The 25,074-nt window shown below is 71.6% G+C and carries 16 protein-coding genes; 8 read left to right on the top strand and 8 right to left on the bottom strand.

Annotated elements, in window-relative coordinates:
* Window positions 1-50: 50 nt before the first annotated feature.
* From GA0074692_RS10015 to GA0074692_RS09985, 7 genes are read left to right on the top strand one after another with little or no spacing between them, the layout of a single operon-like run.
* Window positions 51-866, top strand: a complete 816-nt coding sequence (locus tag GA0074692_RS10015; protein WP_091642246.1) for a thioesterase II family protein — start codon at window positions 51-53, stop codon at window positions 864-866.
* A gap of 48 nt (window positions 867-914) precedes the next feature.
* Window positions 915-1,652 carry a thioesterase II family protein gene (locus GA0074692_RS10010; protein WP_245730257.1) on the top strand — a complete coding sequence of 246 codons (738 nt, stop codon included), beginning with the start codon at window positions 915-917 and terminating at the stop codon, window positions 1,650-1,652.
* Window positions 1,649-3,394 (top strand): non-ribosomal peptide synthetase, encoded by a 1,746-nt coding sequence (locus GA0074692_RS10005; protein ID WP_091642243.1) that lies wholly within the window; start codon window positions 1,649-1,651, stop codon window positions 3,392-3,394. The genes GA0074692_RS10010 and GA0074692_RS10005 overlap by 4 nt, the downstream gene beginning before the upstream one ends.
* A complete protein-coding gene (locus tag GA0074692_RS10000; RefSeq protein ID WP_091642240.1) occupies window positions 3,391-4,644 on the top strand; it encodes a cytochrome P450 in 1,254 nt (417 codons plus the stop codon). The genes GA0074692_RS10005 and GA0074692_RS10000 overlap by 4 nt, the downstream gene beginning before the upstream one ends.
* Entirely contained in the window at window positions 4,641-6,188 is a 1,548-nt protein-coding gene (locus GA0074692_RS09995) for a condensation domain-containing protein (protein ID WP_091642237.1), read from the top strand. The genes GA0074692_RS10000 and GA0074692_RS09995 overlap by 4 nt, the downstream gene beginning before the upstream one ends.
* A complete protein-coding gene (locus GA0074692_RS09990) occupies window positions 6,188-7,456 on the top strand; it encodes an ATP-grasp domain-containing protein (protein WP_091642234.1) in 1,269 nt (422 codons plus the stop codon). The genes GA0074692_RS09995 and GA0074692_RS09990 overlap by 1 nt, the downstream gene beginning before the upstream one ends.
* A 7-nt stretch (window positions 7,457-7,463) precedes the next feature.
* Window positions 7,464-8,198, top strand: a complete 735-nt coding sequence (locus tag GA0074692_RS09985) for a response regulator transcription factor (RefSeq protein ID WP_245730654.1) — start codon at window positions 7,464-7,466, stop codon at window positions 8,196-8,198.
* 20 nt (window positions 8,199-8,218) lie between these two features.
* Here the strand turns inward: GA0074692_RS09985 and GA0074692_RS09980 are convergent, their stop codons facing one another.
* From GA0074692_RS09980 to GA0074692_RS09960, 5 genes are read right to left on the bottom strand one after another with little or no spacing between them, the layout of a single operon-like run.
* On the bottom strand, window positions 8,219-9,787 hold the full coding sequence (locus GA0074692_RS09980) for an AfsR/SARP family transcriptional regulator (protein ID WP_091642227.1): 1,569 nt from the start codon (window positions 9,785-9,787) through the stop codon (window positions 8,219-8,221).
* Window positions 9,784-10,746 carry a GNAT family N-acetyltransferase gene (locus tag GA0074692_RS09975; RefSeq protein WP_091642224.1) on the bottom strand — a complete coding sequence of 321 codons (963 nt, stop codon included), beginning with the start codon at window positions 10,744-10,746 and terminating at the stop codon, window positions 9,784-9,786. Before GA0074692_RS09975 ends, GA0074692_RS09980 begins: the two co-directional genes overlap by 4 nt.
* Before the next feature lie 55 nt (window positions 10,747-10,801).
* Window positions 10,802-12,058, bottom strand: coding sequence for an MFS transporter (locus GA0074692_RS09970; protein ID WP_176738369.1), 1,257 nt, complete (start codon window positions 12,056-12,058; stop codon window positions 10,802-10,804).
* Between the two features lie 2 nt (window positions 12,059-12,060).
* Window positions 12,061-13,620 (bottom strand): AMP-binding protein, encoded by a 1,560-nt coding sequence (locus GA0074692_RS09965; protein WP_176738368.1) that lies wholly within the window; start codon window positions 13,618-13,620, stop codon window positions 12,061-12,063.
* A gap of 34 nt (window positions 13,621-13,654) precedes the next feature.
* A complete protein-coding gene (locus GA0074692_RS09960) occupies window positions 13,655-14,737 on the bottom strand; it encodes a ferritin-like domain-containing protein (RefSeq protein WP_091642211.1) in 1,083 nt (360 codons plus the stop codon).
* Between the two features lie 282 nt (window positions 14,738-15,019).
* Between GA0074692_RS09960 and GA0074692_RS36455 the strand changes: the two genes are divergently transcribed.
* The gene (locus tag GA0074692_RS36455; protein ID WP_141725220.1) at window positions 15,020-17,860 is read left to right on the top strand and encodes a helix-turn-helix transcriptional regulator; all 2,841 of its coding nucleotides are present in this window, start codon (window positions 15,020-15,022) and stop codon (window positions 17,858-17,860) included.
* A 53-nt stretch (window positions 17,861-17,913) separates the two neighbouring features.
* Here the strand turns inward: GA0074692_RS36455 and GA0074692_RS09950 are convergent, their stop codons facing one another.
* Genes GA0074692_RS09950 through GA0074692_RS09940 form a run of 3 tightly spaced genes read right to left on the bottom strand, consistent with a single transcriptional unit; the run spans window position 17,914 to window position 25,072 of the window.
* Window positions 17,914-19,485 carry an acyl-CoA carboxylase subunit beta gene (locus GA0074692_RS09950; protein WP_091653154.1) on the bottom strand — a complete coding sequence of 524 codons (1,572 nt, stop codon included), beginning with the start codon at window positions 19,483-19,485 and terminating at the stop codon, window positions 17,914-17,916.
* Window positions 19,486-19,529: 44 nt separating this feature from the next.
* Window positions 19,530-20,762 (bottom strand): metal-dependent hydrolase family protein, encoded by a 1,233-nt coding sequence (locus tag GA0074692_RS09945; protein WP_091642203.1) that lies wholly within the window; start codon window positions 20,760-20,762, stop codon window positions 19,530-19,532.
* Window positions 20,759-25,072, bottom strand: a complete 4,314-nt coding sequence (locus GA0074692_RS09940) for a type I polyketide synthase (RefSeq protein ID WP_091642198.1) — start codon at window positions 25,070-25,072, stop codon at window positions 20,759-20,761. The genes GA0074692_RS09945 and GA0074692_RS09940 overlap by 4 nt, the downstream gene beginning before the upstream one ends.
* Between the last annotated feature and the right edge of the window lie 2 nt (window positions 25,073-25,074).

Here is a 25,074-nt window from a genome sequence, read left to right as displayed (position 1 = left end):
GCCGAGTGCTTCACTGGGCCGAGATCCATTGATGAAAGAGAGTGTGCCGCATGGCGCTGGAGCCGATAACGCGTGGGCTGTGGCGGTACCGCGGCGATGCCAGCGAGCCCAGCCGCCCCACCACCCGTACCGTGGTGGTGGCGCCGTACGGCGGCGGCAGCGCCTACTCCGTACACGAGTTGCTGCGGCACCTGGCACCCACCGCCGACGAGACGCTCGTCCTCCAGTACCCGGCACGGGGACCACGCATCGGTGAGCCGCCCACGGCCAGCCTGCACGATCTCGCCGATCAGCTGGCGCAGGACATCGACCAGCACACCACCGGCAACCTGGTGCTCCTCGGGCACAGCCTGGGCGGGCTGCTCTGCTTCGAGTTGGCACACCGGCTCACCCGATCCGGCCGTCACGTCGAACTTCTGGTGATCTCGTCGGCCCTGCCGACGGCGTTCCGGAAACTGCGCGCCGACGAGATCGAATCACGCGGCGTCGAACAGTGGGTCGCCGTCCTCCGGGCGGAGAACGGCGTCACCGAGGAGATCCTCGACGACCCGGAGATGCGGCGCCTCGCGATCCAGGCGCTCCGCTCCGACACGCTGCTGGCTGCGCGGCACGTCGAGTCGCCGCAACCCCTGACCTGCCCGATGTTCGTCGTCGCCGGAGACGCCGACCCCGACATCACTTCCGAGCACCTGCGCGGCTGGGAGGAGCTGACCCTCGGGCCCGCGACCACCGTCCTGCTGCCTGGTGACCACTTCTACTACCGCGACCGGGCAGCGCAGCTCGGCGATCTCATCCGCCAGCAGCTACCTCTGCTGTGCGGGACCGGCTCGGCACCGATGTACCCGACGCAGGAAGAGGACGGATGACACATTCGCTGGGCGACCACCCGGCCCGCCGCCGTGGGGGGCCGGGTCGTGAAGCGTAACCGCTGGCTGCTGCGCGACCCGTCCGACGAGTCCGTCGGCCGCATCTTCTGCTTCCCGTACTCCGGTATGGGTGCGTCGATGTTCAACCAGTGGCCCCGCTGGATCGACGGCATCGAGGTGTGCCTGGTGCAGCTACCTGGCCGGGAGAACCGTGTCCGGGAACCCCACTACCGCAGTTACGCGCAGTTGGCGGACGTGCTGGCCGAACAACTGCTACCGCTGCTCGACCGACCGTTCGCCTTCTTCGGGCACTGTGCCGGGGCGTTACCGGCGTACGAGACGGCACGTCGCCTGCCCGTCGACCGGATGCCGTTCCCGGCCAGCCTCGTGGTCTCGGCCCAGGTCGCTCCGCACCACTGCCCGCACGATCGGTTCCTGACCCTCACCGACGAGGAACTGCTCGACGAACTGGCCGCCCTCACGGTGCGGCGCGGCGGTCAGCCCGACCCCGCGATGCTGGCACTCAGCATGGCGGTACTGCGTGCGGACCTCGAGGCCAACCGTTACTACCGACTCGACGAGCCGGCACCGGTCCCGATGGCCGTCACGGTGCTGCACTGGGCCGACGACCCCGAGGTGACCGAGGCTGAGCTGCGCGGATGGCAGCACTACAGCGACGACGTGCGGTTCGACGTCCTCGCGGGGGGCCACTACGAGTTCCTGAGCGCACCCGAACCGCTGCTCGCCCTGCTGGCGGCGCGACTGGGGGAGCGTGCCACGCGATGATGGACGAGCTGTTCCAGCAGATCGCCGCACGGTATTCCGCCCGGCCGGCCGTACGGGCCTGGGACGGTGAGCTGACCTACGGCGAACTGCACCGCCGCGTCGACCGGTTCGCCCGCCGGTTGCAGCGGGCGGGCACCGTACCGGGGGCGGTGGTCGGCGTGCACCTGCCCCGTTCCGCCGCAGCCGTGGTCGGCCTGCTGGCTGTCCTCCGGTGCGGCGCCGCGTACGTCGCGCTCGACGAACGCTATCCACCGCAGCGCCGCGCCGCGATCCTGCGCGACGCGGCCGTCGACCTGGTGCTCACCACGTCCTCGGGGATGTCCGACCTGCCGACGGGCTGCCGGGGCCTGACGGTGGAGGACGTCGTGGACGAAGGGCCGGTCGCGTCCCCCGACCACCACGCCGGCCCGGACCATCTCGCCTACCTCGCCTACACCTCCGGGTCCACCGGCCGCCCCAAGGGGGTGTGCGTACCGCACCAGGCCGTGCTGCGGCTGGTGGTGGAGAACGGCTTTCTGCCGGTCCGCCCCGACGACGTGTTCGTCCAGTACGCGCCGCTGGCGTTCGACGCGTCGACGCTGGAGGTGTGGGCCCCGCTGCTGAACGGGGCCTGTCTGGTCATCCCACCGCCGGGCGACCTCGCACCGGAGGAGCTGTGCGCCTACGTCGCGGCGCAGCGTGCCACGGTGCTCTGGCTCACCGCCGGCCTGTTCCACCGGGTCGTCGAGGTCGGCCTCGAGGGCCTGCGCGGGCTGCGGCACCTGCTGGCCGGCGGGGACGTCCTGTCCGTACCGCACGTGAACCGTGCCGTGGCGGCGCTGCCCGACACGGTGGTGATCAACGGGTACGGGCCGACGGAGAACACCACCTTCAGCACCTGCCACCGGATGGACTCCGTGGTCACCGGCAGCACGGTGCCGATCGGGCGGCCGATCCGCGGCACCACCGCGTACGTCCTGGACGATCGGCTCGACCCGGTGGACGACGGTCAGGTCGGCGAACTGTACGTCGGCGGGACCGGCCTCGCCCACGGATACCTCGGTGACCCCGCCCTCACCGCGACCCGCTTCGTCGCCGACCCGTTCGCCGCCACCCCCGGATCGCGCATGTACCGCACCGGCGACCTCGTCCGGCGTACCGGTGGGCAGGTGGAGTTCGTCGGTCGGCGGGACCAGCAGGTCAAGATCCGAGGGTTCCGGGTCGAGCCGGCCGAGGTGGAGGCGGTGGCGGCGGACGTGCCGGGCGTGACGAGTGCCGCGGTCGTGGTGCAGGACGACATGAGCGGGGGGCGGCGCCTCGCGGCCTTTGTCACCGGCACCGTGTCCGTGCCGGAACTGCGCAGACGGCTGACCGCGGTGCTGCCGTCGTTCGCCGTGCCGGCCCGGCTGACCATGGTGGACGCACTGCCGCTGACGGCGAACGGCAAGGTCGACCGGACAGCCCTGGCCAACTGGCCGTCCCACGGTCGGCCGGAGGTGAGCGCCGACCACCGGGCACCGGCTACCGAGCTGGAGCTGACCATCACGCGGATGTGGGAGGACCTCATGGGCCTCGACGCCGTCGGCGCCGACGACGACTTCTTCGAACTCGGCGGCCACTCGCTGCTCGGCGTGCAGATCCTCGCGGAACTCCGGCAGGCGCACGGCGTCGAGGTGTCCCCACTGGCGTTCTATCTGGACCCGACACCGGCCGGACTGGCCCGGACCGTGCAGGCGGCTCACCAGATGCAGGAGATCCGGTGAGGATCTCCGGCGGCACCCAGACCCTGACGGTGCCGGTGGCGGACGTCGACCTGTTCGCCGCCGACTTCTACGCCACGGGCGATCCCCACCCGGTCTGGGCCGAGATGCGGGCCCGACACCCCCTGCACCGGCAGGAACTGCCGGACGGGCGGACCTTCCTGTCGGTCACCAGGTACCGGGACGCCTGCCGGGTGCTGGGCGACCACCGCGGGTTCACCTCGGAACGGGGCAGTCTCCTGCAACAGTTGGGCCACGGCGACCGGGCGGCCGGGCTGATGTTGGTCTCGACCGACCCACCGCGGCACACCGAGCTGCGCGCCCCGCTCAACCGTGTGCTGAGCGCCAAGGCGGTGCGCGACCTCGAACCGGACGTCGTCCGGGCGGTCCGCCGGATCCTGCGGCCGGTGCTCGACCATACGGAATGGGATCTCGCCGACTGCGTCGCCCAGTTGCCGATGGCGGTCGCCGGGACGCTCATGGGGATCCCCGAAACGGACTGGGCCCAGCTGACGCAGTGGACCGCGATGGCCGCCGCGCCGGAGGACCCCGGGCTGTGCGTGCGTCACCCGGCCGCCACCCTGGCCATCGCCCACCACGGCCTGTTCGACTACTTCGCCCGGCACCAGCGCGACGACCGGTGCCAGCGGCCGGACGACCTGGTCGGGTACCTGACCAGCATGCTGGCCGGTGGCCGGCGGCTCACCCCGGAAGAGGTCGTCTACAACTGCTACAGCCTGCTGCTCGGCGCGAACGCCACCACCCCACACGCTGTCACCGGCACCATCCTCGCGCTGATCGAGCATCCGGCGCAGTCCGTCGCCGCACCGGAGGCACTGACCGGTCTGGTGGAGGAGGGCCTGCGGTGGACCTCGCCGGCCAACAGCTTCCTGCGCTACGCGCGGCAGGACGTGGAGCTCAGCGGTGGCCTGGTCCGCGAGGGCGAGGCGGTCGCGGTCTGGGTCGGGTCGGCCAACCGGGACGAGGACGTTTTCGTCGATCCCTACCGGTTCGACATCACCCGCGCGGACAACCGGCACATCGCCTTCGGGTTCGGCCCGCACTACTGCCTGGGGGCGCCGCTGGCGCGGATGACGCTGACCGTCTTCTTCGCCGAGCTGTTCCGGGCGTTCGACCGGATCGAGCTCAACGGCCCGGTCACGCACCTGGCCTCGAACTTCATCGCCGGCATCACACAGCTACCCGTGCTGACCCGCCGCCGCACGGCATCCTCGAGGGAGTTCGCCGCATGAGCGACACGACGCAGGTCATGGTGGAGATCTGGCAGAGGCACCTGGGTGACCAGCCCGTCGGCCCCGACGACGACTTCTACACCCTCGGTGGCGACTCGCTCATCGCCCTGCGGGTCGTCGCGGACGCCAACGCGCGGGGCATCCCGATCGAACTGCGCGACCTGCTCTTCTTTTCGACGGTCAGCGAGTTGGTGGCGGCGGTGGCCGACCGCGACGAGCGTGCCGACGGGGTGCCGGATCACCAGCCGTTCGGTCTCCTGGATCCGTACGACCGGGCGCTGATGCCGGCCGGGGCTCGGGACGCCTGGCCCGCCTCAGCCCTCCAGGTGGGGCTCATCTACCTGAGCGAGGCGTCCGGTGACCCCCGTCTCTACCAGGACCTCGTCGGCGTCGAGGTGACCGGGCCGTTCGACGAGGCGTTGTTCAGGGCCGCGCTCGACGAGCTGTACGACCGCCACCAGGTGTTACGTTCCTCCTTCGACCTGGGCGGATACAGCGTTCCCGTGCAACTGCTGTGGTCCTCGGTGGACTCGCCGCTGACCGTCGAGTACGCCACCACGACCGAACCGGTCACCCGCTGGCGCGAGACGCAGCTGTCCCAGGCCGTCGACTGGGGGCGTCCGCCGGTCGTCCGCTGCCACGTGGTGGCGCTCGAGGACCGTTTCCACGTCACCCTCACGATCCACCACGCGATCCTCGACGGCTGGAGCTACGCCCGGGTCTGCTACGAGCTCCTGGCGCTGTACGACGCGAAGCTCACCGGCCGGCCGGCGGACCTGCCGCTGCCGCCGGCCACCGGCCAACGGGAGTTCCTCCGGCTCGAACGGGAGGCGATCGACAATCGGGAGGCCGCCGACTTCTGGCATGCGGAGGCGGACGCTCCCGGACTCCTGCTCGACCGGGGACGCTTCGGCGGCACGGCCGACCCACGGGAGATGCTCTCCTTCGACGTCGGGGAAGCCCTGCTCAAGGGCCTCAGGACGGCTGCCGGCAGCATCGGCGTTCCCCTGAAGAGTCTGGTTTTCGGCGCTCACGTCCGGGCACTGAGCGCCTGGGCCGGTCGTGACCGCGACGTGGTGACCGGACTGGCGGTCAACGGACGGCCGGAGACCGTCGGCGCGGACCTCCTCGTCGGGTTGTTCCTCAACACCGTTCCGATCCGTTTCCCGGTCGTGCCCGACGACCAGGTGGAGCTGTGCCGGAGCGCACTCGCGGCCGAGCAGCGGGGGATGCGTCACCGCCGGTACCCGCTGGCCATGATCGAGCAACGACTGGGCCGGCCGCCGTTCGACACAACGTTCAACTTCACCCACTTCCACGTGTACGAGCAGTTGGAAAAGCTGACCGCGATCAGGCCCGGCGAGTGGTGGGCCTTCGACAAGACCAGCTTCCCGTTCGTCGTCGACTTCATGATCAACTCGCGGGATTTCGGTACGGCCGTCGCGGTCGCCTACGACCCCGACCTGATCGACAAGGCACAGGCGACGACCTACCTGGAGCGGTACCGCAGCGCGCTGCGATCGTTGGCGGGACTGTCCGACTGATGGCCGGCCCGCTGGTTGTCGTGTTCGACCGGGGGGCGGCGTCCGCTGCGGAGATCGCCGTCGGTCTGGGGGCACTCGGCCCGGTGACGTTCCTGGTCAACCCGAGCGAACACACCCGCCGGACCGGGGACGTGCTGCGCCGGCTGGGCGACGTCGTACCGCTGACCGGCGACCGTGCGGCGGACCTGGCGGCGCTGCGCCGGCTCACCCCGGCGGGTGTCCTGACCTTCTCCGAGCCGATGCTGCCGGCCACGGCGTGGCTGGCCGACGCGCTGGGCCTGCCGTTCCACTCGATCGCCACGACCGAACTGCTGACCAACAAGGCGCGGCAACGTGAGCGGCTGCGCCGGCACGGCGTCGACGACGTGCGCAGCCGTCCGATCTCCTCGATCGACGAGTGGGCCGCCGCCCGGGAGCACGTCGGCCTGCCCGCCGTGGTCAAGCCCGTCCACGGCCAGGGCAGCCGGAACACGTACGTGATCACCGACGACGCGGCGGCGCACCGGGTGCTCGTCCCGCTCCTGCCGGCCGGTCGGGCGTCCACCGTGATCGTGGAGGAACTTCTCGTCGGCCGGTCGGGCGGACCGTACGGCGACTACGTGTCGGTGGAGAGCTACCACGGGCCGCAGGGGCTGCGGCACCTCGCCGTCACCGGGAAGCTTCCGTTGGCCCCGCCCTTCCGGGAGACAGGGCAGTTCTGGCCGGCGGCGGTGAGCGACGTCGAGCGACAGGAGATACTCGACCTCGCCACGCGTGTCCTCACCGCGCTCGACCTGGGACCGGGGCTGACCCACACCGAAATCAAGCTGACCGACCGTGGGCCACGGATCATCGAGGTGAACGGCCGTCTGGGCGGCCACATCAACGCCCTGGCCCGGCACTGCGCCGGCTTCGACACGGTCCAACTCGCCGGACGGTTGGCCCTCGGTCAACCGGTGACCGTGCCCGCGCTCGACCAGCCGAGCAGGGTCTACTTCCAGTGCCACACGCTGGCCCCGGTCGAGCCCTGTGAACTCCTCTCGGTCACCGGCGCGGCCGAGGTCCGCCGCATGGACGGCATCGACGGGTTCCGGGCGTACGCACGGGTGGGCGACGGCTTCGAGGCCGACGTGATGACCCGGCATCTCGACCTGCTCTGGGGGCACTGCGACGGGCATGCCGACCTGGCCGCGCTCCTCGACGACGCACAGCGCCGGATCTGCTACGAGTTCCGGTTCGGCGACGGCAAACGTCGACTGAGCGCAGCCGACCTCCGACGGGGGTGCTGAGTTGACGGTGGTTCGGGGTGCGGCGCACCAGTTCCGGTCGCGGTCGACGCCCGACGGTGGCGCGTCCCGCGCGCAACCGCGCACCCGGGTGTTGGTCGCCGACCACGACCCGCTCTGGCGTCACCTGCTGCACGACGTGCTGAGCGGAGACGGCCAGCTCGACGTCGTGGCCGAGGTGGACAGCCGTCGTCCGTTGGCGGACTGGCCGCTGCAACGCGTCGACGTGGCCGTCCTCGGCGCCAGCCACGGTGACCAGCTGGTCGGTGCGGTCCGGCAGTTGACCGCCTGGCGGATCAGGGTGGTTCTCCTGTGCCTGGAATGGTCCCGGCGCAGTCTCGATGCCGCGGTGCTGGCCGGTGCCGCCGGCTGTCTGGTGAAGGAGGTCGATCTCAGCGGCGTGGCCGCCAGTGTGCAGGCGGTCACCGGCCGGACCCGGGTACTGTCCACGGCCCTGCTGAACCTCTACGTCAACCCGGCTGCGGCGGACCGCCGGTTCCAGGACGCCGTGCAGAAGCTGACCGCGCGGGAACGTGAGGTGCTGCGCCGTCTCGGGGAGGGGCTCACCACAGCCGAGGCGGCGGAACGCTGCGGAGTGTCGAGCGCCACCGTCAAGAGCCACGTCTCGCACGCCCTCGCCAAGCTCGGCGCCCGCAACCGCCTGGAAGCTGTCCTCATGGTGCGTGACGTCCTGGGCACCCCCGCTCCCGCGACGTACGAGCTTCCGGATGCCGTCGCGGGTTGACCACGCGCCGAGCGGACGCGTCACCCGGCCGACGTGAACTCGGGTACCCGCAGTTCGGCGACCAGCTGCGCCAGTCGTAGCCCCGGAAAGTCGGCTGCCTGCGCGGCGATGACCGCCAGGGCCAGCGGGTTGCCGTCGCAGTAGTCGACGAGTTCGGTCGTGGCCACCGGCTCGGCGGCGGTCCGTTCGGCGCCCAGTCGCCGATCGAGCAGTTCCCGCGCCTCCATCCCGGACAGTGGGCCGAGGGAGAGCGGCAGACTCGCCCCGGTCGCCACCAGGCTCGTGAGCCTGCTTCGACTGGCCACGATGACGGGGCAGCCCGCCGCTGCGGGCAGCAACGGCCGGACCTGCTGGGCGCCGGCCACGTTGTCGAACACGATCAGCATCCGACGGTCGACGAGCAGGCTGCGGTACAGCGCCAACTGGCCGTCCACGCTGACGGGCAGCCGCTCCGGCGACACGCCCATGGCCCGCAGCACCGTCCGGATGACGTCCGGGACGGACAGCGGTGGCCGGACGGCATCGAACCCGCGCAGGTCGACGTAGAGTTGCCCGCCCGGCAGGTCGTCGGCCAGCCGGTGCGCCAGGTGGACGGCGAAGGTGCTCTTGCCGATGCCCGCCGGGCCGCCGAGGACGAGCGTCCTCGGACTCTCGCCTGTGCCGGCCAGGAGTCGAATGCCCGCCGCCAGTTCCGCGTGGCGACCGACGAAGATCGGCGGCGCCGGTGGCAGGACGCGCGGCACCGGCGGACGCCTCCCGACGGAGACCGTCCGGCGCAGGATTCTCCGCTGGAGCTCGTGGAGGTCGGGTGCGTCGAGGCCACGACACGCCAGCAGGGTCAGCCCCTCCCGGCAGACCTCAGCCGCCTCGTCCACCCGCTGGTCGGCATAGAGCGCCAGCGCCAGCAGACGCCGCACCTTCTCGTTGTACGGATCGACGGCGACCATGCCGGCGAGCTCACCCGTGGCCTCCAGGTAACTGCCGGTCTCGATGAGCGCCTCCGCCCGAACCTGCATCGCGGAGCGGCGCAGTGCGTCCAGGCGATTGATCTCGGCCGTGGCACCCCACCAGTGGGCGATGTCCGCGAACGCGGTGCCGCGCCACAGCGCCAGCCCATCCCGGAGCAGCTTCGCGGCCCGCCGTGCCTCCGCCGTACCGCCGGTCCGGAGCAGCCGGCTACCCTCGACGACCGCGCTCTCGAAGACCTGTACGTCGACGCTGTCCCGGGCCAGCTCGAGAAGATAACCCCTGCTGGCCGACGTACCCACGGTCCGTACGGTGGCCACCGGGCCGTGCGGGCCGGGCGGGAGTCCGAGCTTCTGGCGCAGGTGGGAGACGTGACTGCGGAGCGTCGTCTCGGCCGCCGCGGACGCGGACTTCCCCCACAGCAGGTCGATGAGCTGGCCGGCGTCGGCGGGTTTCCCGGCGTGCAGGACCAACGCCGAGAGCAGGCCGGAGACCTTCGGCCCGAGGTGCACCGTGTGGTTGAGGTGCTCCAGGCGTAACGGCCCGAGGACGGAGATCCTCGTCGCGGGGAGATCAGGTTGGTGGCCGGGCATGGATCCGCCCGGCACGAGGTCCGTGTTCATGGAGACATCCGGATCCGACGGTCCACCCGCGCCGGCAGGTCGGCGCGGCGGGCCGTGTCGACGGTGCGGGTGGTGTACCGGTTGATGTCGACCTCCGGCCCGGCGCCGAAGACGTGAGCGGTCAGTCGGGGCGTGCCGACGTCCTGGGCGTCGGCATCGGCGTACCCCAGCATGACCACGGGCGTGGTCAGTGCCTCGACGGAGAGCAGCAGGTCGGCGCAGTCGCCCGCCGGGGCCTTGCCGACGGGTCTGGCGGGTACCGGGTCGAAGCCGAGGCGGGTCTTGAACAGGAACAGGCCCGGCTTGGCGACGTGTCCGTAGAGGTTGGGATCGTTGCCCATGGTCACTTCGGGATAACCACGCCTGCGGGTCTCCTCGAAGGCGTGCAGGTAGATCACCCGGGCGAGGCTGTGTTCCCGCCAGCGTGCGTCGACGGCGGAGAAGAGCAGCCACACCGAGTCGTCCTGGGGGAACTCCCGACACAGGCAGCCACCGACCAGCTCGCCCTTCTCGTAGGCGAACACGCCGAAGGTCGTCGGATTGTCGATCATGCCGGCGCGCATCGAGCCGGCGAACGAGAAGCCGAAGCGCATGCCGTTGACCCGGTTCTCGTACAGGGTGAGGAACGGGTCGAGTTGGTCGGCGCTGAGCGTCGGGTGCACCTCGATCCGCAGCTCGGCGTCGGCCGCCCGGTCGACGGCCCGGCGGAGGTCCTGGCGGGCCTTGCGGGTGAGCCGGGCGGCGTAGTCGTCGACCGAGCGCGGAGTGGGTGCCCGCCAACTCAGCCACGTCGGCTTGCGGATGAACCCGGCGTGGGCGAGGTCCGCCCAGGCGTCACGCGGCGGGTCGGTGACCCGGACGAGGACGACCGGGGGTAGCTCGCCGGCGCGGTGTGCGGTCAGTGCCTCGTGCGCGTCCGCGTCGGCGATGGGAAGCCCGTAGTCGTCTCGAACGTGCATGTCGTTGGCGCCTTCCGCAGTGGGGTCGGTGGCGGCCAGAGGGCCGCGCGGGTGCTCACGTCCGGGCCGGTTCGGCGGCGGTCGCCGTGGTGGGCGGTGGTTCGTCCAGGCGGCGCCACCGGGCGGGGCGGAGCACCAGGGTGAGCGCCACCAGCAGGTACAGCAGTCCGCTCAGGGCGATCGAGACGGTCAGTCCGAGGGCGGACGCGGCCCAGCCGCCGAGCACGCCGCCGAGCGGGATGCTGGCCCAGGAAACCGCGGTGGCCAGGCCGAACATCCGGGCCTGCAACGCTGGCGGGGTACGTTCCAGGATGGTCGCGGCGATGATCGGGTTGACGGAGGAGAGCGCCACGCCGGAGACGAAGGTGATGGCGATCACCACCAGCAGGTCGTGGCTGAACGCCAAGGCCAGGAAGCGCGGAGCCCCGCCGACGAGCAGACCGATCGTGAAGGTGACGTAGCGAGGCAGTCGGGTGGCGGCGATGGTGAAACCGATGTTGCCGACGATCGCGCCGAGGGCGAGCGCGCCGCTGACCGCGCCAAGTGCGGCCGGGTTGTCGAGCACCCGGTCGACCCAGAGTGGGATGTAGACGGCGACACTGGCCTGGTTGAACAGGTTGACGATGAACATCACCGCGAAGATCCCGACGGCGACCTGGTCCTGTCGCAGGTGGCGTAGCCCGATGCCCAACGCCTTCAGGTACGGTTCCCGCTCCGTCGTGTCGGTGTGGGTGGGGCGTCCGATGGACGCGGGGATCAGCGCCGTCACGATGGCGGCGGCCACGGCGAAGGACGCCGCGTCGATGAGGATGGCCTGGGTGATGCCGAACCAGGCGATGATCACACCGGCTGCCGGCGCGCCGACGAGGATGCTCATCCGGTGCAGGCCGTCGTCGATGGAGCTGACCCGTGCCATCGAGGCGCCCGCCGCGGCGATGGTGGCGTGCGCCATCGCCCGTTTGGCGTTGTCGCCGAGACCCCGGAGGACACCGATGACGGCGACCAGGCCGAGCAGCGTGGCGAAGCCGAACCCGTAGGTGGCGGCCAGCAGCGCCATGCAGCCGGCGCTGGCCAGGTCGGCCGTGATGGAGACCCGGCGGGCGCCGAGCCGGTCCACCAGCGGTGGGCCCAGTGCGCTGACCAGCACGTACGGCAGCATCTCGGCTGCGACGACCAGACCCATCCGGGTGGGGCTGCCGGTGCTGACCAGGACCAGCCAGGGCAGGGTCACCGTGGACACCCGGGTGCCGGTGTCGGAGATCGTTCCGGCGGTGAGCAGCCCGACGAGGGCTGCCCGGGACCGGCTGGGCACCCTCACTCCCGTGGACCGACTGCCGTGCCGGTACGGGCGAGATAGCCGTCGCGTAGCGCGCGTTTGTCGACCTTTCCGTAGCCGATCATGGGTAGGGCGTCGACGAACTCCACGTCGCGAGGGGTCCAGTTGGTGTCGAGTCGTTCGGTGACCAGGTCGCGGAGTTCCTCGGGAGTCACCGTGGCGCCCGGTACCGGGACGACGCAGGCGTACACCGCCTCACCGAAGGCCTCGTCGGGTACGGCGAACACGGCCGCGTCGTGGACGTCGGGGTGGGCGGTCAGGACGTCCTCGATCGGTCCCGGATAGACGTTGACCGCGCCGGCACCGGTGACGATGAGTTCCCGCTCGCGTCCCACCAGGTAGAGATAGCCCTCCTCGTCGAGACGACCGGTGTCCCCGGTGCGCAGCCAGCCGTCGACCAGCGTCTCGGCGGTCAGCTCCGGCTGCCCCCAGTACCCGGCCATCACCAGCGAACCGGAAACCCACACCTGGCCGTGCTGTCCGGGCGGCAGATCCCGGCCGGCGTCGTCCCGGACGGCGATGCGCACGTCGCCGTAGGCGCGTCCGCAGGAGCGCAGCAGGTGGGGGCGGCTAGGGTCGTGCTCGTCGCCGTTGAGGTCGGTGATCAGGGGCGCCTCGCTCATCCCGTAGGCGACGCGCACGATGGGCCCGAAGCGTTCGAGTGCCTGGGTCAGCCGGGCGGGGGCGACGGTCGAGCCGCCCAGGGTGAGCATCTCCAGGCTGCTCAGGTCGGTCCGGTCGAGCAGTGGGCAGTCCAGCATCTCGTACAGGCGGGGCGAGGCGGCGTTGGTGCTCGTGATCCGCTCCCGCTCGATGATGGTGAAGAACTGCGTGACGTCGAAGGAGTCGCACACCACCTGCGTCCCGCCGGCGAACAGCATGCCCATGACGCCGAGCTGCGAGCTGACGTGCCAGAAGACGCCGTAGTAGAGGTGGCGGGTCGGGTGGCCGTCGTCCACCCACCGGGTGGCGAGTTCCAGGATCGTCTGGAACAGCAGGTTACGGTGGTGGACCAGCTTGGGCCGTCCGGTCGTGCCGCTGGTCTGGAACACGGACGCGGGCTCGCCCAGGGTGTCGGCCGGGTCCAGTGCCCTCCGGGGCGCCTGCCACAGGTCGGTGCCGACACCGGGACCGAGGCTGAACACGGTCCGGGTACCGGCCCGCCGGGCCAGTTCGACGCCGGCCTCGGCGTGGGTACGGGGGTCGTACACCAGGACGTCCGGGCCGGCCTGACCGAGGAAGTCCAGTTGGTGCTCCAGGGGTGCCTGGGCCACCCAGATGGACCGGCAGCCCAGCAGATGCAGCGCGAAGTGCAACATGACCACGTCGGGGTGGTTGTTGGCGACCACCGCCACCGCACGGCCCGCACCGATGCCCTGCCCACGCAGGGCCTCGGCCAGATGCTGAATACCGCTCCGCAGGTCGGCGAAGGTCAGCCGGCGGCCCTGGTACACGATCGCTTCTGCCGGACCGTACTTCTCGAACAGCGCCAACGCCTGGGGAACGTAGTTGGTGGATGCAGCGGTTGGGATGTGCACGGGCAATCTCCTCGGGCCGGCCGCTCGGTGGGGGTCAGGACGACTCGGAGCCGAGCCGGATCGCCTGCGCGACCTGCTCCCGGCGCAGCCGGTCGACCTCGTCGGCGACGGTCTCGTCCTCGGCCATCAGCCGGTCGAGGTTGGCGTTCTGGTAGTCGAGCACTCCCATGTCGGCGAAGGCCCGTTGCAGCTTCGGGCCGAACAGGCCGATGTCCTTCAGCGTGGGCACGATCCGGGAGAACAGCTTGGACCGGAAGTACTGGTAGTGCTCGGAGCCGCGCATGAAGGCCATGCACTCGGCGGCGTCCAGGTCGAGCGCGGTCCAGACCTCCTCGCCGACGAAGCGTTGCTGGAGCATGTGGCAGGCCTCGATGCAGAACTCCTCACGCTCGTCCCGCTCGGCCTGGGTCAGCTCGGGGTAGTAGTCGCGCAGGGCCAGCCGACCGAAGGCCACGTGACGTGCCTCGTCCTGCATGACGTAGGCGTTGAGTGCCTGGGCGAGTGGCTCCTTGGAGTAGTCGCGGATCTGGCCGAACGCGGCCAGGGCGAGACCCTCGATGAGCACCTGCATGCCCAGGTAGGTCATGTCCCAGCGGGAGTCGGAGATGATGTCGTTGAGCAGGCTCTTGAAGTGCGGGTTGATGGGGTAGGCGAAGCCGATCTTCTCCCGTAGGTAGCGGGAGTACACCTCGACGTGGCGGGCCTCGTCGACCACCTGGGTGGCGGCGTAGAACTTGGAGTCGATGTCCGGCACGGTCTGCACGATCTTGGCCGAGCAGATGAGGGCACCCTGTTCGCCGTGGAGGAACTGGGAGAATTGCCACGAGTTCATGTGTAGCCGGACGTTGGCCTTTTCTCTGCGGTTAAGCGACTGCCAGGTGCGTGACCCGTAGATGGCCACCGACTCCTCCGGGATGCCCATCGGATCGTCATGATCGATCTCGATGGTCCAGTCAAGTCGTTCTGCCGCGTTCCACTGCCGCTGTTTGCCCTTTTCGTAGAGGCTGAGCAGTTTGTCCCGGCTGTCGTCGTAGTCCCAGTCGAATACGGTGGTGTTGCCTGCCTTGATGTGCCAGCCCGTCTGGTCGACAGGCAGGGCGTACAGCCGGGTGGTCAATGATGCCTCCGCCTCATAAATGGCTATCGTCGATTATGGGCGTGCGGTCGTTTGGTGGGCACTGGGGAGTTCCCTAGGGTGGGGATCATCCGTACGTGCTGGTTCGCTGCGTGGCCTGGTTCTCGCATCGCCGACCACTCGCAAACGAATCGAATCCTGCTAATGTCAACGTCGTTGATGGCTCGCTGTGGAAGACGGGAGTCGATCTAGAATGGTCGGATCCTCGGTTTTTTGGTGGAAATCTGACGGCTGCTGCGGGCCGGCGTCGGGACAGTGGCGCTGATGACCCCGTTCGTGGGCCGTGACATCGAGATTGCGGCTCTGTGGAGCACCCTGGAGGCGACCGGCCGCGCCGGACTCCAGGTCGTGGCGGTGACCGGCGAGCCCGGCATCGGGAAGTCCCGGCTGCTCAGCGAGTTCGGTGAGATGGCCCGGCGCCGGGGATCCCGCGTGGTGTCCAGCTCGGCCACCCCGGGGCAGCGGTCCCAGCCCCTGGCCCCACTGCTCGACGCGGTGGTCGACGGCGATCGCCGCGCCACCCGGCAGACCGGCCCGGGTGCCGCGTGGGCGAGGTCCACCGCTTCCGTCCACCTGGTGCGCGACCTCGTGGACCGTGCCGGCGACGCGGATGCCCACCGGCTGGTCGTCCTCGTCGACGACATGCACCGGGCCGACGAGACGACCATCGCACTACTGGCCCAGGTCGTGCGGGCCCCGTCCCCGGTGCCCCTGCTGCTCGTGCTGGCGTACCGGCCCCGACAAGCGCCCGTACGCCTGCACACCGCGCTGGTCGGTGCGCCGGGTGACGAGCGGGTACGGGAGATCCCCCTCGGCCCGATCGGCGAGCAGGACGCCCAGACTCTGCTCGGTGTCCGGTGCGGCACACCGTGGCAGTGGGCCGTCTACCGACACAGCGGCGGCAATCCGCTGCACCTGGACGCGCTGGCCGCCGCTGCCACCGGGTTGCGCAGCACCGCGTCGGTGGTCGTCGGCGAGTTACCGGTCGCGCTGCGGATGAGGCTGGTGGGGGAGTTGGAAGCCGCCTCCCCGCTGAGCCGCATCGTCCTGGACGCCGCGGCAGTGGCGGGAGAGGTGTTCGAGCCGGCGCTGGTCGCGCAGATCGGCCAGTGCCGCGACGCCGAGGTGCACCGCGCGCTCGACGAACTGGCCGACCTGGACGTCGTCCGCCCGGTCGCCGGTGGCCGGCTGATCAGCTTCCGGCACGCCGTGCTGTGGCGGGCGGTCTACGACGCGGTCAGCCCCGGCTGGCAGTTGGCCGCGCACGACCGGGCGACGGCTGCCCTGTACCGGCGCGGAGCCCCGCCCCAGGCGCTGGCCCCGCACGTCGCCCGTACCGCCCGCCCCGGTGACGTGGCCGCGGTGTCGCTCCTGCACCGGGCCGCCTTGGCGGTGCAACACCAGGATCCGGTCACCGCGGCGCACTGGCTTCGCGTGGCCCTGCGGTTGCTGCCGCATCGGCCCGACCATCACCAGCGGCGCGGGGTGCTGCTGGTACGCCTCGCCCAGCTCGCCGCGGTCGCTGGCGACCTGCCGGCCAGTCGTGACGCGCTCCACGAGGCACTCAAGCTGCTGCAACGTCGACCGACGACCCGTCGTGCGCACGCGGTCGCCCTCTGCGTCATGGTGGAGCTGTCGCTGTCCCGACGCGCCGAGGCGACTGCGTTGGCGCGGGCGGAGCTGGCCGGGCTGCCCGCCGCACCGAGCATCGGACGGGCCATGCTCACCTTCGAACTGGCCTGTTCGGAGCTGGCCGCCGGCCACGCCGACACCGCCCGCGAACTGGCGGCTGCGGCGTACGACGTGGCCCGTCGCTACCCGGTCCGCTCGGCGGTGGCCACCACCCTCGCCCTGCTGACGGTGGCGGACACCGCCGCACTGGACATGCCGGCCGCGCGCCGCCACCTGGACCGGGCGGTCGACCTGCTCGACGCGATGCTCGACGGCGAGTTCGTCCGCAGCCTGCGGGCCGCCGTGTGGGTGATCGAGGCGGAGATCCTGCACGAGCGTTTCGACGACGCGCTCCGTCACCTGGACCGGGCGGTTTCCAGCGCCCAGCAGAGCGGGCAGTTGCTGCTGCTGGCCCGCCTCTACGCCGCCCTGGTGGTGGCGTTGCAGGTCAGCGGCAGGTTGCCAGAGGCCCAGGAGTCCGCGCGGCGGGCCGTGGAGGTCGCCATCGCGGCCGGTGGTGACCGAGAGATCGCCGTGGCCCGTATCCTGCGGGCCTGGCTGGACAGCCAGGTACGGGCCACCGCCGAGACCGACCCGGAGGTCGACGCCCTGCCGATGCTGCCCGACGGACCCTACTCGCTGTTGGTCCGCCGGCTGCTGGTGGAGATCGGGCTGGCCGGCGGGAACGTGACCGGACACCCGGCCCACCCGGGCCTGGCTGACAGCGACGGTCTGCTCGCCTCCGACCTGTGCTCACAGGCCAGCTGGTGCGAGACCATGACGCGGGCGGAACTGGCCGCCGGCAGGGCCGAGCGCGCGGCGCACTGGGCTGACCGCGCCGCCACGGTCGCCGCCGTGCTCGACCTGCCCGGCAACACCGGCCTCGCCCTGCTCGCCCGGGCACAGGTGCTGGCCGTCGACGATCCGGCGCGGGCGGTGCCCGCCGCGCAGGTGGCGGCGCGGGAACTGGCCTCCGCCGGAATGGTGGTGGACGCCGCCCGGGCCCGGATGGTCGCCGTCGGACCACTGGCCGCTCTCGGATTGGTCCACGACAGCTACCGGGAGGTCAAGGCGGCCCAGGCCGCGTTCGAGGGATGGGGCGCGCATCGGCTGGCCCGGCAGGCCGTGCTGGAGCGGCGCCGGCTGGCAGCGCGTTCGTCGCGCCGCGCAGGCCCGGAGGACGGGGAGACGGCGGCCGGCCTGAATCTGCTCACCCGTCGGGAGCGTCAGGTCGCCGTGCTGGTCAGCCAGGGACTGACGAACCGGCGGGTGGCGCAGGAGCTGTTCGTGACCGAGAAGACGGTGGAGATGCACCTGGCGAACATCTTCGCCAAGCTGGGCGTCTCCTCCCGGGCGGTGGTGGCCCGTCTCATCGGGGCCACGGGGCATCCGGTCGGTGCGGCGGTGCCGGCCGGGGAAGCGGCAGCGAGCTGACGGCGGCCACCGCCCGGCACGCCTGGGCGGCGCTGCCCGGTCCGGCCGGCAGGTCACAGCGGGATGTTGCCGTGCTTCCTGGCCGGAAGGATGACCCGCTTGGTGCTCAGGGCACGCAGCGCCCGGACGATCGCGGGTCGGGTCTCCGACGGCAGGATCAGGTCGTCCACGCACCCGTGTTCGGCGGCCCGGTAGGGCGTGAGCAACCGGTCCTCGTACTCCCGCAGGAGGACCTGACGCAACAGCGCGGAGTCGTCGGCCTGGGCGAGCGCCCGGTGGTGCAGCAGGGCGACCCCGCCGGCCGCACCCATCACGCCGATCTGCGCGGTCGGCCAGGCGAAGCACAGGTCGGCCCCCAGCTCCCTGGAGCCCATGACCGCGTACCCGCCACCGAAGGCCCGCCGCACCACGACGGTGACCTTCGGTACCGTCGCCTCGATGTAGGCGAACGCGAGTTTCGCGCCCCTGCGGATGATGCCCTGGTGTTCCTGGGCGGTACCGGGCAGGTAACCGGGCACGTCGACGAGGGTGAGCACCGGGATGTTGAACGAGTCGCAGAAGCGAACGAACCGGGCGGCCTTCTCGGCGGCGTCGATGTCGATGGCACCGGCCAGGTGCAGTGGCTGATTGGCGACCACGCCCACCGTGCCCCCGTCCACGCGGGCGAAGCCACAGATGATGTTGGGAGCGAAGTCGGGGTGCACCGGCAGCAGGTCGCCGTCGTCGACGATCCGTCTGATCACCTCGTGCATGTCGAACGGGACGGTGGCCCGGTCGGGTACGAGGGTGTCGAGTTCCCGGTCGGCGTCGGTGGGATCCAGGGGGGATGCCGGTGGCCAGACCGGAGCCGGGTCGAGGTTGTTGGCCGGCAGGTAGGACAGCAGGTCCCGGACGTAGTCGATGGCCTCGGCCTCGCTCGCGGCGGCGTAGTGGGCGTTCCCGCTCCGGGTGGCGTGCACCGTGGCGCCGCCCAGGCTTTCCATGCCCACCCGTTCCCCGGTCACCGCCCGGATGACGTCCGGGCCGGTGACGAACATGTGCGAGGTGTTCTCCACCATGACCACGAAATCGGTGAACGCGGGCGTGTAGACGGCACCGCCCGCGCAGACCCCCATGATGAGGGAGATCTGCGGGATCACCCCGGAGGCGGTCACCATCCGACGGGCCACCTCGCCGTACGCGGCCAGGGCCAGCACCCCCTCCTCCACCCGGGCACCGCTGGAGTCGTTGATGCCGACCACCGGGCAGCCGACGCGCAGGGCGTGGTCGAGTATCTTGCCGACCTTGGCGCCGAAGACCGCCCCCGCGCTGCCACCCCGGTGGGTCGAGTCGTGCGCGTAGACACACACCTGGCGGCCGTCGACCGTGCCGAAACCGGTGATGACACCGTCCCCGGGTGGCTGCGGCCCGGTGTGGCCCTCGATGTCCCGGCGGGCCAACCGGTCGGTCTCCACGAACGAGTCGGGGTCGAGCAGCGCCAGGATGCGCTCCCGAGCGGTCATCCGGCCCCGGGCGGCCAGGCGGCGGGCCGCTCGGGGCGAGCCGGGCTGATCCGCCTCGGCACGCCGGCGACGTAGTTCGGCCACCTTCTCGGCGGTGGTCGGGGCGGGCCGGGCGGCGGCCATGCCGTCCCGCCGGCCGTTGGTCCGCTCCGGTTCCACGGCGGCGGTCACTTGCGGGTGTCCTTGACAATCGTGCCATTGCTGACGACGAGGACGACCCGGTCCGGGTCGTGGAACAGGTACGGCTCGCTGAGCGGGTCGAAGTCCACGGCGACGAGATCGGCCAGTTTGCCCACCTCGACCGACCCGAGACGGTCGGCGACCCGCATGATACGGGCGTTGACCGAGGTGGCCGACACGATCGCCGCCATCGGCCCCAGCACGCGGGCCTTGAGTACGAGCTCCAGACCGCGGTGGTTCTGGTCCGGTCCGATCAGGTCGGAGCCGGAGCCGACCAGCACGCCGGAGTCGCGGGCCAGCAGCATGCCGTCGATCATGCGCTGTGCGGTGTCGCCGACCCGGTCCCGGAAACCGGGGGCGAGTCCCTGCCGCTCGGAGTCGGTACGCATCATCTCGGCGATGGCCAGGGTGGGCACCAGGTGTACGCCGTGGGCGGCCATCATCGCGGCGGTGGCCTCGTCGATGCCGGTGCCGTGTTCGACGCAGCCGACGCCGGCCTGGACGGCGTTGCGGATGCCCGCGCCGTTGTGGGCGTGCACGGTGACATAGGTGTTGCGGGCCCGCGCCTCGGCGACGGCGACCGCGATCTCCTCGACGGTGTACTGGGTGTCCTCCAACGCGTCGGACACCGAGATGACCCCACCGGTGACGGCCATCTTCAGGAACGACGCGCCCTGACGGAAGCACTCGCGGGCGGCCCGGCGGACCTCCTCGACGCCGTCGGCGTTGGGGGTCATCCCGGTCAGGCCGCGCACCGACAGGGGTGACGGGCCCGCTGGCGCCAGCGGCGAACCCAGCCGACCGTGACCGCCGGTCTGGGACAGCGCGACGGCGGCGGCCCAGATGCGGGGGCCGGGGACCAGCCCTCGTCGCACCGTGCGCAGCACCCCGAGGTCGAGGCCGCCGCAGTCCCGGATCGTGGTGAATCCGGCGTCCAGGGTCTCGCGCAGGTTGCGGAAGATGTCGGCGGCCCGTTCGGCTACCGACAGCTCCCCGTTCAGCACCGCCCGGACGTCGCTGGAGTAGCCCACATGGGTGTGCGCGTCGATCAGTCCCGGCAGCAGGGTCAGCCCGCCCAGGTCGACCAGATCCGCGCCGTCGGCCGGGCTCCAGGCGCCCACCTGCGTGATCCGGTCGGCTTCGATCCGTACGGCCCGGTCGGTCACCGGGTCGCCGCCGAGCCCGTCGATGAGCGTGGCACCGGTCAGGAGCATGGTCATGGCAGGTTCTCCCGGGTGGTGTCGGGGACAGCGGGACGCGGATCGGCGTCCGGCGGTGCGGGCAGGACCCCGCGCCGGGCGAGGAAGCCCAGCATCCGCGCGAACAGGGCGACGTCCAGCTCCGGCGGGCGGGCCAGGTCGGCCGGCAGCGCCGACCAGACGTTGTCGCAGCGCATCCGGGGCATGTCCCGGTCGGTGGTGTCGCCGAGCATCGCCATCAGCGGGGCGAGGGTGTTGGCCGTTTCGTCGGCCTCGATCTGTTCGGTGAGCTGGTGGCGCCAGTGCGGCCAGTCGACGCTCGGCACCCGGTAGCCGGAGGCCCGCAGGTGACCGAAGATGTCGTTCCAGTCCAGCGGCTCGGGGTTGACGGTGTGGAAGGTGCAGCCGAGGGTCTCCGGTCGCAGGGACAGCGCGACCACGGTACGGGCGACGTAGTCGACGCTGGCGGCGGCGAAGGCGTACCGACGGGTGGGCGCCAGCCCGAGGTCGAGGCAGCCCTGGATGACCTTGGTGACGTAGTCCTCCCGGTTGGTGGCGCCGGTGCGGCTGTCACCGAGTACGGCGCCGGCCCGGTAGACCGACACGGGTACACCCCGCTCCCGGGCAATGCCGATCAGGCCCTCGGCGACCCACTTGCTCTGGCTGTAGGCGGTGTCGTGACCCACCGGCGGCGGCAGCGGGTCGTCCTCGCGGACCTCACCGGCGCCGCCGGCGACGGCTCCGGCGAGCACGGCCAGGGTGGAGACGTAGTGGACCGGGGTGGTCCGACCCCGGGTGGACAGTCGCAGTACCTCCTCGGTGCCGCGCACGTTGGTGGCCTTGAGGGACCGGTAGGGGCGCACGAAGTTGACCCAGGCGCCACAGTGGTAGATCGCGTCGACCTCGTCGGCGAGGGCGTCGAACTCGGCTGGCGTCAGGCCGAGTCGGGGCTTGGCCAGGTCGGCCGGGACGACGCGCAGCCGGTGCGCGGGCGGCGACGGCAGACCGTAGGAGGCCAGCGCGTTCTGGAGGCGTTCGGTGCCCTCCTCGGGACTGGCGGCCCGGACCAGGCAGACGATCTCGGCGCTGGTCTGCCGGACCAGTTCGGCGCAGAGGAACGCGCCGACGAATCCGGTGGCACCGGTGAGCAGCACCACCTTCGGGGGGCCGGTGCGGGCCGGTGTGCCCGGGTCGGGGGCGACCGCCGGGTCGAGGAGGACCTCGGCGGCGAGGTCGGGGCCGTTGCCGTGCACCTCGATCAGCGGTCGCCCGGAGACGGCGGCCTCGATCCGGGCGGCCAGGCCGGCGACGGTGGGGCTGGCCAGGACGTCGCCGGCGGTGAGCTGGGGCGCGCCGAGGCGGCGCAGCTCCCGGGCGGCCTGCGTGATCATCAGGCTGTGGGCACCGCAGTCGAACAGGTCGTCGGTGACGCTGATGCGGTCCACGCCGAGCAGGTCGCACCACACCCGCGCGACCTGGCGTTCCCGTTCGTCACGGGGGGCGAGGTAACCGTCCTCCGGCGCGTCGGCCAGGTCGGCGGCGTTGGAGGCCACATCGACGGCGGCGGTATCGGAGGATGGAGCGCCGGCGGGGTCGGCCGGTCCGGGGACGACGGCGGTCGTCCCCGGCTCCACCCAGTACCGGCGGCGCTGGAACGGGTAGCCGGGCAGGCTGACCCGCCGGGCCGGTCGTGAGCTGTGCAGCGCCGGCCAGTCCACGGTCACCCCGGCCTGCCAGAGCCGACCCACGGCGGCCATCAGATGCGCGGTGTCGGGCAGCCGGTCGCGGGGGTGGCCCAGCGAGGCGACCGCGGTCGGGGTGGGGGCGAGCCGCTGGCCGGGTACCAGCGCGGTCAGGGCCCGACCGGGCCCGACCTCCAGCAGCACCCGGTCGGGCGCGGTCACGACGGTCCGTAGCGCGTCGGCGAAGCGTACGGGTTGGCGCAGGTGACGTGCCCAGTAGTGCGGGTCGGTGGCGTCCTCGGCGCGGATCCAGTCGCCGGTGACCCCGGAGACGAACGGGGAGTGCGGTGGACGCAGGTCGCACTCCTTGACCCGGGCGGTGAACTCGTCGAGCATCGGCTCGACCAGCCAGGAATGGCTCGCCGCCGGCACGTTGATCCGTCCGCAGTCCACGCCCCGGTCGGCCAGCCGGCGGTCGAGGGCGGCGATGTCGCCGTCCGGGCCGGCCACCACGGTCAGCTCCGGCGCGTTCACCGCGGCGATCGACAGTCGCTCGTCGAGCAGCTCCGCGACCTGTGCCTCGGGCAGCGGTACGGCGAGCATCCGGCCCGGGGCCATCCGGGCGAACAGCTCACCACGGGCGTAGGTGACGGCGAGCGCGTCGCCGAGGGTGAACACCCCGGACAGGCAGGCGGCGACGTACTCGCCGAGGCTGTGGCCGAGCATGGCGGCCGGTTCCACGCCCCAGGACATCCACAGTTTGGCCAGCGCGTACTCCACCGCGAACAGCGCGGTGACCACGCCGGGTCCCTCGGCGCGGCCGAGTCCGCGTCCCCGTCCCGGGCCGCCACCACCGGCGGGGAACAGCAGCGCGGTGAGGTCGACGTCGAGTCGGTCGCGGAGCAGGGCGGCGCAGCGGTCGATCTCCGCACGGAACACGGGATGACAGCGGTAGAGGTCCGCGCCCATCTCCCGGTGCTGGTTGCCGCCGCCGGGAAACATGAACACGGCCCGGTGGACGGTGTCCGCAGCGGTGCGGGTGACCAGCCGGTGCGGGTCTTCCCCCCGCAGCACGGCCACCAGGTCGGGCAGGTCGGCGCAGGCGGCGAAACGGCGTACCGGGAAGTCGCGCCGACCGTCCTGGAGGGTGAAGGCGACGTCGGCGAGGTCGAGGTCCGGGTGTTCCTCCAGGTGGTCGGCGAGCCGACGGGTGGCGGCGTCGACGGCGGTGCGGCTGCGGGCGGAGAGCGGTACCAGGTGCCAGCCGGTGGCGGGTGCCGGGACGGCCGGCTCGGGGATGGGCGGCGGCTGTTCCAGGACCACGTGGGCGTTGGTGCCGCCGACACCGAAGGCGCTCACCCCGGCGCGGCGTGGTCCGGCGTCGGCCGGCCACTCGGTGACGCGGGTGGGCACGTAGAAGGGCGAGGTGTCCAGGTCGAGGTCGGGGTTGGGGGAGCGGAAGCCCGGCATCGGCGGGATCCGTCCGTGCCGTACGGCCAGCGCGGCGCGCATCAGTCCGGCGGCACCGGCGGCGGCGTCGAGGTGGCCGATGTTGGCCTTGACGGAGCCGAGGGCGCAGAACCCCCGCCGGGCGGTGCCGACGCGGAACGCCTGGGTGAGCGCGGCGACCTCGATCGGGTCGCCCACCCGGGTGGCGGTGCCGTGGGTCTCCAGGTAGCCGATGCTGCCCGGGGAAATCGCCGCCAGGGCGTGCGTGGCGGTGACGACACGAGCCTGCCCGTCGACGCTCGGCGCGGTGAACCCGGCCTTGACGGCACCGTCGTTGTTGACCGCGCTGGCCCGGATCACCGCGTAGATGTGGTCCCGGTCGGCCAGGGCGTCGGAGAGCCGACGCAGCACCAGGACCACGGCGCCGTTGCCGGGTACGGTCCCGGCGGCGTCGGCGTCGAAGGGTCGGCACCGCCCGTCGGGGCTGAACACCCCGCTGTAGGCGTGCGAGTAGCCGGCCTTCAGTGGCAGGTTGATCGTCACCCCGCCGGCCAGCGCCAGGTCCGACTCGTAGGTCAGCAGGGACTGGCAGGCCAGGTGGGTGGCGACCAGGGAGGTCGAGCAGGCGGTCTGTACGGTGCACGCGGGACCGTTCAGGTCGAGGAGGTAGGCCACCCGGGTGGCCAGGAAGTCCTTGTCGTTGAAGATGCGGGCCAGGGGCGCCATCGCCGACCGTTGGAAGCGGGGGTTGGTGGCGAGGTTGGCCATCAGGTACTTGTTCATGAAGGTGCCGGCGAAGACGCCGACGGCGCCGTCGGTGCGGTCCGGGGTGTGGCCGCTGTCCTCCAGGGCGGTCCAGGCGACTTCGCAGAAGATCCGCTGCTGTGGGTCCATCGTCTCGGCCTCGGCGGCGTTGTAGCCGAAGAACTCCGCGTCGAAGTGGTCGGCGTCGTCGATCACCGCGCCGGCCGGGACGTACTCGGGGTCGGCGAGCAGGTGGGGGTCCACGCCGGCGGCGCGAAGCTCGTCGGCGGTGAACCGGGTGATCGAGTCGACGCCGTCGAGCATGTTGGCCCAGAACCCGGTGACGGTGTCGGCACCGGGTACCCGGCAGGCCATGCCGATGATCGCGATCGGTTCGACCCCGTCGGGCGGACCGGCGTCCGGTGCGGCTCCGGTGCTGTCCAGGTGTGCGCTCACGG

Origin of the sequence: Micromonospora pallida, assembly GCF_900090325.1 — a bacterium.
GTDB lineage: Bacteria > Actinomycetota > Actinomycetes > Mycobacteriales > Micromonosporaceae > Micromonospora > Micromonospora pallida.
The sequence above is the reverse complement of the archived record's forward strand: the minus strand, read 5'-3'. Positions and strand labels throughout refer to the sequence as shown.